Annotated in this window: 12 protein-coding genes; 6 read left to right on the plus strand and 6 right to left on the minus strand. The window is 57.6% G+C overall.

From position 1 onward, the window contains the following. Positions 1–19: 19 nt before the first annotated feature. From PGH32_RS14445 to PGH32_RS14460, 4 genes are all read right to left on the minus strand, one after another. The gene (locus tag PGH32_RS14445) at positions 20–778 is read right to left on the minus strand and encodes an iron ABC transporter ATP-binding protein (protein ID WP_123331246.1); all 759 of its coding nucleotides are present in this window, start codon (positions 776–778) and stop codon (positions 20–22) included. Next, positions 775–1,671 (minus strand): iron chelate uptake ABC transporter family permease subunit, encoded by an 897-nt coding sequence (locus tag PGH32_RS14450; protein ID WP_337894632.1) that lies wholly within the window; start codon positions 1,669–1,671, stop codon positions 775–777. Before PGH32_RS14450 ends, PGH32_RS14445 begins: the two co-directional genes overlap by 4 nt. 70 nt (positions 1,672–1,741) lie before the next feature. Continuing rightward, positions 1,742–2,701, minus strand: coding sequence for an ABC transporter permease (locus PGH32_RS14455; protein WP_314418057.1), 960 nt, complete (start codon positions 2,699–2,701; stop codon positions 1,742–1,744). Further along, positions 2,702–3,646, minus strand: a complete 945-nt coding sequence (locus tag PGH32_RS14460) for a siderophore ABC transporter substrate-binding protein (protein WP_337894386.1) — start codon at positions 3,644–3,646, stop codon at positions 2,702–2,704. It lies immediately after the preceding gene. 349 nt (positions 3,647–3,995) lie between these two features. Between PGH32_RS14460 and PGH32_RS14465 the strand changes: the two genes are divergently transcribed. The 4 genes from PGH32_RS14465 (at position 3,996) to lldD (ending at position 10,078) form a co-directional block, all read left to right on the plus strand. Further along, complete coding sequence (locus PGH32_RS14465) at positions 3,996–6,188, plus strand: TonB-dependent siderophore receptor (RefSeq protein WP_443112784.1); 2,193 nt, start codon at positions 3,996–3,998, stop codon at positions 6,186–6,188. Positions 6,189–6,498: 310 nt separating this feature from the next. Then, positions 6,499–8,151 (plus strand): L-lactate permease, encoded by a 1,653-nt coding sequence (lldP, locus tag PGH32_RS14470; protein WP_337894388.1) that lies wholly within the window; start codon positions 6,499–6,501, stop codon positions 8,149–8,151. Further along, positions 8,148–8,912 carry a transcriptional regulator LldR gene (lldR, locus tag PGH32_RS14475; RefSeq protein WP_337894389.1) on the plus strand — a complete coding sequence of 255 codons (765 nt, stop codon included), beginning with the start codon at positions 8,148–8,150 and terminating at the stop codon, positions 8,910–8,912. The genes lldP and lldR overlap by 4 nt, the downstream gene beginning before the upstream one ends. 20 nt (positions 8,913–8,932) lie before the next feature. Continuing rightward, on the plus strand, positions 8,933–10,078 hold the full coding sequence (gene lldD / locus PGH32_RS14480; RefSeq protein WP_314418050.1) for an FMN-dependent L-lactate dehydrogenase LldD: 1,146 nt from the start codon (positions 8,933–8,935) through the stop codon (positions 10,076–10,078). Positions 10,079–10,193: 115 nt separating this feature from the next. Here the strand turns inward: lldD and PGH32_RS14485 are convergent, their stop codons facing one another. Further along, a complete protein-coding gene (locus PGH32_RS14485; protein ID WP_314418047.1) occupies positions 10,194–10,616 on the minus strand; it encodes a DUF2000 domain-containing protein in 423 nt (140 codons plus the stop codon). A gap of 156 nt (positions 10,617–10,772) precedes the next feature. Here PGH32_RS14485 and PGH32_RS14490 point away from each other — a divergent pair, with 156 nt between their 5' ends. Continuing rightward, positions 10,773–11,243, plus strand: a complete 471-nt coding sequence (locus tag PGH32_RS14490) for an Lrp/AsnC family transcriptional regulator (RefSeq protein WP_337894390.1) — start codon at positions 10,773–10,775, stop codon at positions 11,241–11,243. A gap of 97 nt (positions 11,244–11,340) precedes the next feature. Here the strand turns inward: PGH32_RS14490 and PGH32_RS14495 are convergent, their stop codons facing one another. Beyond that, a complete protein-coding gene (locus PGH32_RS14495; protein WP_314418045.1) occupies positions 11,341–12,381 on the minus strand; it encodes an AraC family transcriptional regulator in 1,041 nt (346 codons plus the stop codon). Between the two features lie 413 nt (positions 12,382–12,794). Here PGH32_RS14495 and PGH32_RS24720 point away from each other — a divergent pair, with 413 nt between their 5' ends. Then, on the plus strand, positions 12,795–12,911 hold the full coding sequence (locus PGH32_RS24720; protein WP_146114129.1) for a small membrane protein: 117 nt from the start codon (positions 12,795–12,797) through the stop codon (positions 12,909–12,911). The last annotated feature ends 362 nt before the right edge of the window (positions 12,912–13,273 follow it).

Below are 13,273 nucleotides of genomic sequence, written 5' to 3' on the forward strand. Positions count from 1 at the left end.
CTGAACGGCGCCAGCGCATTCAGCGGTAGTACACCGCGATGCGCTGGCCGTTCAGCTCCTCGATGGTGACCGGCAGATCGAAGATATCCTCAATCACCTGCGGCACCATCACCTCCTGCGGCGTGCCGCGAAACACCAGCCTGCCGCTCTTCATCGCCAGAATGTAGTCCGACCAGGCCGAAGCAAAGTTGATATCGTGGATCACCAGCACAATTGACTTCTCCAGCTCATCCGCCGCGCGGCGCAGCTGGCGCATCATCGCCACGCTGTGCTTCATATCCAGGTTGTTCAGCGGCTCATCCAGCAGCACGTACTTGGTGTCCTGGCATAACACCATCGCCACAAAGGCGCGCTGGCGCTGCCCGCCGGAAAGCTCGTCCAGATAGCGGTTTTGCAGCGGGATCAGGTCCAGAAAGCCCAGCGCCTGGTCAACGTGGCGGCGATCGTCGGCGTTCAGCCGCCCTTTGCTGTAGGGATAACGGCCGAAGCTGACCAGATCGTACACCGTCAGGCGGCTGGTGAAATGGTTCTCCTGGCGCAGCACCGACAGCACCTGCGCCAGCTTTTCACTGTTGGCGTCGCTGACGTCCAGCGCATCCACGCTGACGCTGCCGCTGTCCGCCACCAACAGGCGGCTAATCACCGACAGCAGCGTGGATTTCCCCGCGCCGTTGGGTCCGATAATCGAGGTCACGCCCGATGACGGCAGAGTGGCACAGATATCCTGCAGGACCGGCTGCTGGTCATAGTGTTTACTGACATTTTTTACTTCAATCACTTTTTGGCCTTCTTCAGCAACAGGTAGATAAACAGCGCGCCGCCGGTAAATTCAATCACTACCGACAGGGTTCCGGCCATATCCAGCAGGCGCTCCAGCACCAGCTGGCCGCCGATCAGCGTGACCATGCCGATCAGTACGCTGCCGGGCAGCAGATAGTGATGCCGCCAGGAACCGATCAGCGGATAGGTCAGGTTGACGATCAGCAGGCCGAGGAACATCATCGGCCCAACCAGCGCGGTCGACGTCGCCACCAGCAGCGCGACCAGCAGCAGAATGCCGGTCACGTTACGGCGATACGGCACGCCCAGGGCGGTGGCGGAATTCGCCCCCAGCGCAATCACGTCCAGCCGGTGGCGCATCCGCCAGACCAGCAGCGACACCAGCGCGACAATCAGCGCGCAGACCATCAGCACGCCGCTGTCGGCGCGGGTAAAGGTGGCGAATATCCGGCTTTGCAGCACGGCAAACTCGCCGGGCGACATCAGCCGCTGCATCAGTCCGGAGGCGCTGCGGAACAGCGTGCCGCACACCAGGCCTATCAGCAGCACGCGGTGCAGATCCATCCCGGAACCGCTCAGCAGCCAGCGATACAGCAGCGTAGCGAACGTCACCAGCAGCGCCCCTTCCGCCAGGAAGCGGCCCACGCTGCCGAGCATGCTCAGCCCGCCGATATCCAGCGCGAAGATCAGCACGGTTTGCAGCAGGACAAACAGCGACTCCAGCCCCATCACCGACGGCGTCAGAATGCGGTTCTGCGTCACCGTCTGGAACAGTAGCGTACCGATGCCGGAGGCAAACGCCACCAGCACCATCGTCGCCAGGATCTGACCGCGATGCTTAAGGATGTAGGCGATATTGCCGTGGAGCTGAACGGTCATAAAGATCGCCATCAGCACCAGCACCAGCGCGCTCAGCAGCAGCAGGCGACGGCCCGGCGTGAACCGGCTGGACGTTGAATTCTCAGTGTACACGGCGTTTTGACCTCACAATCAGCACGAGGAAAATAACCGCACCCAGCACGCCAAGCAGCGCGCTTACGGGGATTTCAAACGGATGGATAATCAGCCGACCGATAATATCGCAGGCCAGCACCAGCATCGCCCCCAGCAGTGCGACCCAGGGCACGGTGCGCCGCAGGTTATCCCCCAGCGCCAGGCTGACGATATTCGGCACGATCAGGCCGAGGAACGGCAGCACGCCCACCACCACGATCACCACGCCGCTGATCAGGGCGATCATCGCCATGCCAATCAGCATGGTCTGCTGGTAGCGCAGGCCAATATTCACCGAGAAGTCGCGCCCCATTCCGGCGACGGTAAAGCGGTCGGCGATCAGCGCCGCCAGCAGGGTAATAATCCCCACGCCCCACAGCAGCTCGTAGCGGCCCTGCATCACGCTGGAGAAGTCGCCGGACTCCCAGGCACCCAGCGCCTGCAGCAGATCGAATTTCATCGCCAGGAAGGTGGTGACCGCGCTGAACACCGCACCGAGCATAATGCCCGCCAGCGGCACCATCAGCGACGACTTCATCCTGATGCGGTTAATCAGCAGCATAAACAGCGCGGTGCCAAACAGCGCGAACAGCGAAGCCACGCCCATCTTTAGCATAATCGGCGCGGCGGGGCTGACGATCATCACCAGCAGCAGGCCAAGGCTGGCGGACTGGGTGGTGCCGACGACGGAGGGTTCAACAAAGCGGTTCTGCGTCAGCATCTGCATAATCAGGCCGGCAACGCTCATGGCGCTACCCGCCAGCAGCAGTGCGGCAGTCCGGGGGAAACGACTGATAAGCAGGATCTCGCGCATCTCGGGATCGGTCCACAGACTGACCAGGGTAACGCGGCTGACGCCCACAAACAGGCTAAAAACAGTAAGGCCCAGCAATAATGCCAGGCCTGCGGTAAAGGCGAAAGATTTCATTTACGGCTGGGTTTTCGACTTATCCAGTACCTGCTTCACCTGGGTCATCAGCAGGCTGTAGCTTTGCAGACCACCGGCGATATACAGCGAGCCGGAATCCAGGTAAACCACCTGCTGTTTTTTCCAGGCGTTGGTTTTACGCACCAGCGGGTTATCCAGCACCTGCTGTGCCGAGCTGCCCTCTTTACGGCCAATCGCGCTGTCGCGATCCAGCACGAACAGCCAGTCCGGGTTAGCTTCCATCACGAATTCTGGTGATACCGAGTTGCCGTGGTTGCCGGTTTCCGCAAAGGTGGTGGCCGGTTTGAAGCCCAGCACATCATAGATAAAGCCGAAACGTGAACCCGGCGAGTAGGCGCTGAGCTTGCCGCCGTTAACCATCAGCATCATCGCGCTGCCCGCTTTGGCCGATTCGTTACGAACGTCGGCGATCTGGGCGTTAAATGCGGCCAGAACTTCTTTGGCTTTCTCCTGCTTGCCGAAGATTTCACCCAGCTGCTCGGTGCGTTCGGTCATGCTGGCGAGGAATTTGTGCGGGTCAAGATCGGGAGAGATAGTCGGTGCGATTTCACTCAGTTTGCCGTAGGCATCACGCGCGCGGGCACCGGCAATAATCAGGTCAGGTTTGGCGTTGCTCAGGGCTTCAAAGTTCGGCTCGAACAGCGTACCAGCATCGAAATAGTCCTTACCGGCATATTTTGCCAGGTGCGCCGGGTAGTGGGCGCTGGTTTGCGGTACGCCAATCACCTTCACGCCGAGCGCATCGGTAATATCCAGTGCGGCCGGGCTGAGCACCACAACACGCTGTGGGTTTTTCGGTACAGCCGTGGTGCCCTGGGCATGAACGATACTGACCGTTGCCCCTTCAGTGGCGGCGAACGCAGCGGGTGAACAGACAAGCGACAGCGCAAACAGAGACGACGTAATGGCCTGAGGAAAACGCATTTTTCTCTCTCCTGAGAATCAGAAAACTGACATAAATGAGAACTATTCGTATTAAATTTTGTTGCGGGATAATAACGGCAAAAGACTGAAATGTGTAGTGTTTGAGATCAACACATCGTGCTAAAGCCAGGGTTCCACACAAAATCTACACAATTTCGCGGAATGTAAAGGCGGAAATGACACTTAACGAACTGAAAACCCCGCATTTCTCAGCATTACGCTGATAAAAACTGACAAAAGTCGCCAATTGTGGAGATATTGTGAATTCGTGCCCGAAGGTCTTTAAGTGATAACAATTCTCGTTATCATACACATCATCTTACAATCCTCCACAATTTGAGATTATTTGATGAACAAATATGGACGTTTTCGGATCCACCCTCTGGCTCTGCTTCTTACCGGTTTAATGGCCACAGCCGCCAGTGCAGCGGAAGACGCAGAAAATAACGACACCGACGCCGTGATGACGGTGCAGAAAACCGCTGAACAGGAACTGAAACAGCAGCCCGGCGTCTCCATCATCACCGCCGACGATATTGCCAAAAACCCACCGGTCAACGACATCTCTGACATCATCCGCAAAATGCCCGGCGTGAACCTGACCGGCAACAGCGCCAACGGCAGCCGCGGCAACAACCGACAGATCGACATTCGCGGCATGGGGCCGGAAAACACCCTGATCCTGATCGACGGCGTGCCGGTAAACTCGCGCAGCTCGGTGCGCTACAGCTGGAAAGGCGAGCGCGATACGCGCGGCGACACCAACTGGGTTCCTGCCGAGCTGGTTGACCGCATCGAAGTGCTGCGCGGCCCGGCTGCGGCGCGCTACGGCTCCGGCGCGGCGGGCGGGGTGATCAATATCTACACCAAACGCCCGACCAAAGACTGGCACGGCTCGCTTTCCCTGTTCACCAACCAGCCGGAAGACAGCAAAGAGGGCGACACCAAGCGCGCCAACTTTAATCTCAGCGGCCCGCTGGCCGGTGATGCGCTGACCACGCGTCTGTATGGCAACATCAACAAGACCGACGCGGACGCCGCCGATATCAACAACGCGCAGAACGGCTCCTACGCCGCCGGGCGTGAAGGGGTGCGTAACAAAGACATTAACGCCCTGCTCTCCTGGAAACTGACGCCGTCACAGATCGTTGATTTCGATTACAGCTACAGCCGCCAGGGCAATATCTACGCCGGAGACACCCAGTACAGCAACGGCAACCTCAGCCCGAATGGTCTGATCGACTCGCTGTACGGCTCTGAAACCAACCGCATGTATCGCCAGTCTTACGGTCTGACCCACAACGGTTTCTGGGAATGGGGAACCTCAAAATTCACCGCCGCCTATGAGAAAACCAACAACACACGCCTGAACGAAGGCTCCACCGGGCGCGTGGAGGGGATGATTAACAGCGACGAGTACAGCACCAGCCGCCTGGAAAACTACCGCACCAGCGGCGAAGTGAATATCCCGTTCGATCAATGGTTAGAGCAAACCGTCACCCTCGGCGCGGAGTGGAACCGTGAAGAGCTGAACGACCCGGCGTCAATCAGCGCCACCGACGCCAGCGGCGTGACCGTGGGCGGCGTATCGGGCAATCCGGCGGAGCGCAACGCGAAAAACAGCGCCACTACGGCAGCCGTGTACTTCGAAGACAATATCCAGCCGTGGGTCGGTACTTTCCTGATCCCGGGCCTGCGCTTCGATCACCACAATCAGTTCGGTAACAACTGGAGCCCGAGCCTCAACCTCTCCCAGGCCCTCGGTGAGTTCTTCAAGGTGAAGGCCGGTATCGCCAGAGTGTTTAAAGCGCCGAACCTCTATCAGTCCAGCGAAGGCTACCTGTTGGGTACGCGCGGCAACGGCTGCCCGAAAACCATCGCCAGCGGCAGCTGCTATCTGCTGGGTAACACCGACCTGGATGCCGAAGTCAGCGTGAACAAAGAGCTGGGGCTGGAGTTCGCCGCCGATGGCTATGCGGCCGGCATCACCTGGTTCCGCAACGACTATAAAAATAAAATCGTTGCCGGCACCGATATTATTGCCACCACCACTTCCGGCTATAACGTGCTGCAGTGGGAGAACGGCGGCAAGGCGCTGGTGGAAGGGCTGGAAGCCAACCTGACCATTCCGCTGGTGCGTGAGGTGCTCGACTGGCGTACTAACGCCACCTATATGATGGAGTCGAAGAGCAAGGAAACCGGCAACCCGCTGTCGATCATTCCTAAGTACACCATCAATACCATGCTGGATTACCAGGTGACCGAGAAGCTCTCCACCTCGGTGAACTGGACGATGTATGGCCGCCAGAAGCCGCGTGAGTACAGTGAAACCCGTCTGGAAGTGGATGCCATGTCCAACACCGAAGTCGGTGCTTACTCCGTGGTGGGCGTTAACCTCAACTACCAGCTGACCAAAGATCTGCGTCTTAACGGCGGGGTCAGCAACCTGCTGGATAAGCAGCTGTACCGCGCGAACGATGGCGCATCGACCTATAACGAACCGGGCCGTGCGTACTACGCCGGCGTCACCATGTCGTTCTAAGTGTCGTTCTGAGTCCGTACCTGTAACGGGCAGACTGGCTGCCCGTTATGACTGCGGAGGATGCCCCCGCCGCCCCCCCTGTTATCGCGCCTCCCCTCTCCCCGCCCATTGGCCTTGTATCCCACCACGCCCCTAATGTGGCCCGACCAATTTAGAAAAAATGTGAATACCACGCACAGAAAGACAAAATAACCTTCACATCTGTTGTTTTATACTAACAAAATATTAACCATCAGCGTCAGCACACACGAAATCGCCATTTTGGTCCGACCAATCTGGTTATAAAAAAGAATGTTCTGGAGACGCCGCCATGCAACCCTGGCAACAAGTTTACGATCCGCTCGGCAATATCTGGCTGTCCAGCCTGATCGCCGCTATTCCGATCATCTTCTTCTTCTTCGCCCTGATTAAGCTCAAGCTGAAAGGATACGTTGCCGCAACGATCACCGTTGCGCTGGCGCTGCTGGTAGCGCTGTTCCTCTACCGTATGCCGGTCGATCGCGCACTGGCCTCGGTGGTTTATGGCTTCTTCTACGGACTCTGGCCGATCGCCTGGATCATCGTCGCCGCCGTGTTCGTCTACAAAATCTCGGTGAAAACCGGGCAGTTTAATATTATCCGCGCCTCGATCCTGTCGATCACGCCGGACCAGCGCCTGCAGATGCTGATCGTCGGCTTCTCCTTCGGGGCCTTCCTGGAAGGGGCTGCCGGATTCGGCGCGCCGGTGGCGATCACCGCCGCGCTGCTGGTGGGGCTGGGCTTTAACCCGCTCTACGCCGCGGGCCTGTGCCTGATCGTCAACACCGCGCCGGTGGCGTTTGGAGCAATGGGCATCCCGATTATCGTTGCCGGACAGGTCACCGGGCTGGACAGCTTTGAAATCGGCCAGATGGTCGGCCGTCAGCTGCCGTTCCTCACCATCATCGTGCTGTTCTGGATCATGGCGATCATGGACGGCTGGCGCGGAATTAAAGAAACCTGGCCTGCGGTGGTTGTGGCGGGCGGCTCGTTTGCGCTGGCACAGTACCTCAGCTCTAACTTCCTTGGCCCGGAACTGCCGGACATCATTTCCTCCCTGGTCTCGCTGGTGTGCCTGACGCTGTTCCTGCGCGTGTGGAAGCCGGTGCGTATTTTCCGCTTTGCCCCCACGGATAACGCCACCGTGCAGCCGCTGGTGGTGGAGAAGTATCGCCCGGGGCAGATTATCCGCGCCTGGATGCCGTTCCTGTTCCTGACCGCCACCGTCACCCTGTGGAGCATCCCGCCGTTCAAGGCGCTGTTTGCCCCGGGCGGCGAGCTGTACAACCTGGTGGTCAATATCCCGGTTCCGTTCCTCGACAAGCTGGTGGCGAAAATGCCGCCGGTGGTGGCGGCGATTACGCCGTATGCGGCGGTGTACAAGTTCGACTGGCTATCAGCGACCGGCACGGCAATTATCGTTGCCGCGCTGATCTCTATCGTCTATCTGAAGATGAAACCGGCCGACGCGCTGAGCACCTTTACCAGCACACTGAAAGAGCTGATGCTGCCGATTTACTCCATCGGGATGGTGCTGGCCTTCGCCTTTATCGCCAACTACTCCGGGCTATCCGCCACGCTGGCGCTGGCGCTGGCCCACACCGGACACGCGTTCACCTTCTTCTCGCCGTTCCTCGGCTGGCTGGGCGTATTCCTGACCGGTTCGGATACCTCCTCTAACGCGCTGTTCGCCGCGCTGCAGGCCACCACCGCGCAGCAGATTGGCGTGTCGGACCTGCTGCTGGTTGCCGCCAACACCACCGGCGGCGTAACCGGCAAGATGATCTCGCCGCAGTCGATCGCCATCGCCTGCGCCGCCGTGGGCCTGGTGGGCAGAGAATCTGACCTGTTCCGCTTTACGGTGAAGCACAGTCTGATTTTCACCTGTATGGTAGGGATCATTACCACCTTACAAGCCTACGTGCTCACCTGGATGATCCCATGACCCTTGCGCCATCGCCTTCCGGCACCCTGTTCCTTGCCGGACGTATTAAAACCCTGATCCATCAGCGCCAGCTGGAGCCGGGGGCACGCCTGCCCGCCGAGCGCCAGCTGGCGCAGGAGCTGGGCGTCTCACGCTCTTCACTGCGCGAGGCTATCCGCTCGCTGATTGGTGAAGGCGTGCTGTACAGCAAACGCGGCGGTGGCACCTGGCTCTGTGATGAAAACACCCGCTGGTCGGAAGAACGCATCGTGCAGCCCCTGAAGGTACTGGTTGCCGATGACCCGGACTATCACAACGATATCCTGGAGGCGCGCCACGCCATCGAGGCCAGCACCGCCTGGTATGCCGCGCTGCGTGCGACGCCCGCCGACAAAGAGCGGCTGCAAAGCTGCTTTGATGCCATTCAGCAGCAGGAAAGCATCTCGGCCGATATGGCCAACCAGGCCGACGTGCGCTTTCACCTGGCGATTGCGGAAGCCTCGCACAACGTGGTGCTGCTGCAGACCATGCGCGGCTTCTTTGACCTGCTGCAAAGCTCGGTAGCGCACAGCCGCGAACGGATGTACACCGTCCCGACGATCTTTGCCCGCCTGACTGAACAACACGAAGAGCTGCTGCTGGCGATCCTCGCCAACGACCCGGAACGGGCGCGTAAAGCGGCTCAGCACCATCTGGGGTTTGTCCTCACCACGATGAAAACCCTGCATGAAGATGAAGCCCGGCAGCAGCGCATTACCCGGCTGCCGGATGACAGAGAATGATGTAACAAAGGATAGATCTGATGATTATTTCGGCAGGAACTGACTATCGCGCGGCGGCAAAACGCATGCTGCCGCCCTTCCTTTTTCACTATATCGACGGCGGTGCCTACGCCGAGCATACGCTGCGGCGCAACGTGGAAGACCTGGCGCAGATCGCGCTCAGGCAGCGCGTGCTCAACGATATGTCCGAGCTGAACCTGCAAACGAAGCTGTTTAACGAAACGCTTTCAATGCCAGTGGCGCTGGCCCCCGTCGGCCTGACCGGTATGTATGCCCGCCGTGGCGAAGTGCAGGCGGCGCGGGCGGCAGCGGCAAAGGGCATTCCCTTTACACTCTCGACCGTTTCCGTCTGCCCGATTGAAGAAGTGGCCCCGGCAATAAATCGCCCGATGTGGTTCCAGCTTTACGTGCTGAAGGATCGCGGCTTTATGCGCAATGCGCTGGAGCGCGCCAAAGCCGCAGGCTGCACCACGCTGGTGTTTACCGTCGATATGCCGACGCCCGGGGCGCGCTACCGCGATGCCCACTCCGGCATGAGCGGCCCGAACGCGGCGATGCGCCGCTATATGCAGGCCGTGCTGCATCCGCAGTGGGCGTGGGACGTAGGGCTGAACGGCCGCCCTCACGACCTCGGCAATATCTCCACCTACCTCGGCAAACCAACCGGGCTGGAGGATTATATCGGCTGGCTGGCAAACAACTTTGACCCGTCAATCAGCTGGAAAGATCTGGAGTGGATCCGCGAGTTCTGGGACGGCCCGATGGTCATTAAAGGGATCCTGGATGCCGACGATGCCCGCGACGCGGTACGATTCGGTGCCGACGGGATCGTAGTGTCTAACCACGGTGGCCGCCAGCTGGATGGCGTGCTCTCTACCGCACGGGCGCTGCCGCAGATCGCCGATGCGGTGAAAGGCGACATCACCATTCTGGCCGACAGCGGCATCCGCAACGGTCTTGACGTGGTGAGGATGATTGCGCTCGGTGCCGACAGCGTGCTGCTGGGCCGCGCCTTTATCTACGCGCTGGCCACCGCCGGGCAGGCGGGCGTGGAAAATCTGCTGACGCTGATAGAGAAAGAGATGCGCGTAGCGATGACGCTGACCGGCGCGAAAACTATCGCCGATATCACCCGCAGCTCGCTGGTGAACAACGGTCTTGCGTAAGCCAGAGCGGGGAGCGTGACGTGTACCGACGCGCGGTGTCAGTTAACTTCCCCGCTAATGACGGCCTGCCACTCGGTGTTCGCACCGCAAGCGTGCAGAATGGCGGGGCCTGCCATCACTTATACAGCGGCAAATTGCCCGTGAGCCGGCTGATTTTCTTTTTCGGCCCGATGAGGCCAATCGCTACCAGCTCAATCTGCTGGCTGTTCACCGGAGAAATGCGCTCGCCGTACTCCTCGTAGGTTCGGCACGACTGCGCCAGCGCGCTGAACGGCATGGCGTAGATTTCATCATCCTCGCTGGCAATTTTCAGCAGCTGCTGCACGTAATCATCTGCGGCCAGCAGTACCGGCAGCGGAGCATAAATCACCCCCGGGTAGTTGACGCCGTCTGCGCTTTGCAAATCCGGCCCCACCAGGTTTTCTACAGTACGACCAAAGCTGATGCCGATCACGCTGGCGGCATTCATCGCCAGCCCCGGGCTGAGCTGGTCATTGATTACGAGGGTACAACGGTGCTGGCTGGCATCAAATTTCATCATATTTCCATACGGTTAGTCGGTTGAACGGGTCAAAATTCAGGCTCTTATTATGCGCCGACGCGGCAGGAAATATTTGTCTTAATCAGTTGAAAATCACGTTGCAAAAGGCATGATTGACCTTTAACCGCCCATGAAAAGACAGAGCCTGCCCTTATGAGCCTTAGCCCCACCGAGATTAAAATTCTTTCGCTGCTGCAGCAGGACGCGCGCATCACCAATCAGACGCTGGCCGATGAAATTGGCCTCTCGGCCTCTCCCTGCTGGCGTAAGGTGCGCAGGCTGGAAGAGGATGAGGTCATTCAGGGCTATCGCGCCGTGCTCAACCGGAAAAAAATCGGTCTGGGGGTGATGGTGTTTGTCCGCGTGTCCATCGACAGCCACAGCGAAAGTGAAGCACGCCGGTTCGAACAGGAGGTGGCGGCGCTGGAACACGTGGTGGCCTGCTACAGCATCGGCGGCGATGCGGATTTTCTGCTGCAGGTGGTGGCCCGCGATCTGGATGCCTACGCGGATTTCGCCATGGCGGTGATCCGTCGCCTGCCCGGAATCAAAGAGATGCAAAGTATGTTTGTGCTAAAGGAGATCAAGCCGCTGGTCAGCTACCCTATCGTTAAACAGGGGTAACCGGAAGGTGAAGGGGGTGGCCTCATCCAGAGGCCGTGCGGCTGTCCCCATGGCCTTTGCCGATTGGGGATAGCGCAGCGAGCAGTCGGGCGTTTAATCAGCCACAGGCGTTGCTCTCTTCCGCCGGGTAGAACGAATAGCTGTTATTAAAACCCTGACGCCAGGCTTTAGGAGACATGCCGAAACGCAGCTTGAAAAGCTTACTAAAAATACTGGGGCTACTGAATCCACACAGGTAGGCGATGGTATCAATTCGCTCCTCAGCAAAATTTTCTAAACGGTATCTGGCTGATTTAAGCCGGACTTCCTGCAAAACGCGCATCACCGACGTATGCTGTTCAAGAAAGGCGCGATCCAGCCCCGATCGCGAACAGCGTAATGCGACCGCGATGGCATCCGGCGACAGGTTAACCTGAGCGTAGTTTTGCTCAATGTAGCGTTTGGCGGCCGAAAAAATAAAATTTTTACTGCCCTCAATGCGGTTACCGCGCTCTTTGCCGATATCCGCCAGCATCAGCAGCGAGACGTTATATAACCCGTCCAGAATGCTGGAGATAGCCTTGGTGCTCAGATGAGCGGCGTGGGCATCCAGCAGCATCATCTGCGAACGAATAAACGGCGCGAGCGGCTGCTCGTCAAGAGACAGGGCCAGCTCGTCCAGACCGCCGCCCAGCGCCGCTCGCGCATCGGCATAAGGCAGGATCAAGAACAGCTGCTTTACGTGGCCGCTGTTGTAGTGCAGGGGCTTATCCCGCTCGTACAGCGCCAGCGATCCGGCCGTCATCACTTTGGTTTCCAGCAGCGTCCGCCCGGTGAGCTCCACCGTACCCTGCAGAAGTAGCGAAATAAACAGGCTGTCGGAGTCCGGCTTGTAGGGGTTAAAAATCGCGTTGCTGGTTCCCCCCAGCACCGAGCTGAAGCTGCCCTGCACGTTATCCGTTGCCCGCTGGCCGCCCCTTCGGTCGCCGGCGCGGCGGTTGTGAGCAATATCCGTTGTGTAAGGCTTGCAATTAGTTGTTAAAAATTCGTAACGTAGTTCAGTCTCTATTTCAGCAGTATCTACCGTGTGGAACTGATACAGTCCCTCCGGTCTTGGTAGCACTATCGAAATGGGTCGCTTAATCAGTTGCTGATTCATTTGGTTTCACCTGCTGTATTAAATACGCAGAATCCTTTCCCACGCACGAAATCTAAACAAAAAATGCAATTAAAAAAAGACTCTGATCTTTCTTTTTTGACCTGTGAGGGAGAAAAACAAAAAATGACGGGCAAAGATATTTGATAGAATAGTTATTTTACTTAGTATTGTCCTAACCAGTAGCATACCTTAACAGTTCAGAAAGACCCAATTTTACACTTTCTTTACGGTCCTATGTCACTCTCCGGGCATAGGCAGTTACGCTAATGGTAAAACGCACACACAGCAAAGCATTAGATTGTTTTATCTATGATAATTTTTTTCAAAAACCTATGAGTTGAAAGTATAAAGACACTTTATATTTTCTTTTTTGCTCTGAAAAAATTAATAAAAGTTATTTTGAGGAAAGGATAATGAGCGACCTGATATTAATGACAGTAGCGATACTATTAATTGTCGTTTCTGCATATAGTCTTTTTTCTTATATTAAAGACAGAAAGACCTCGTCTTTCCCTAAGAAAAAACGCTAGTTTGTTTAAGTATTTTTTTGATTTTTTGTTAACTTTTCAAGCCCGGTTCTGCCGGGCTTATTGGTCAGCTTTTTGCTGAAACCAGCGTAAGCCAGTACGCAACTGACATAATCTGCCGCCTGCTATCCCTCTGATTCGCCCCGCTATGTCACCTGATGCCCGGGTTAAATCATCCCTGATTCAATGCTGGATGAGGTGCAAACTCCGTAGCAGACTGGCAGTATTCTGCTTCGGACAGCCCCCTGAGTCTTCATCATCGACAGCCTGCTGCGCTTCTCCCGCCGCTTTTCGCCCAATATCTCGCCATGTCAGAGTAATATGTCACCAACCGCATGGCTGATTAATGCTGACGGATGCCGTAG

It is taken from the genome of Erwinia sp. SLM-02 (assembly GCF_037450285.1).
Classification (GTDB): Bacteria; Pseudomonadota; Gammaproteobacteria; order Enterobacterales; family Enterobacteriaceae; genus Erwinia.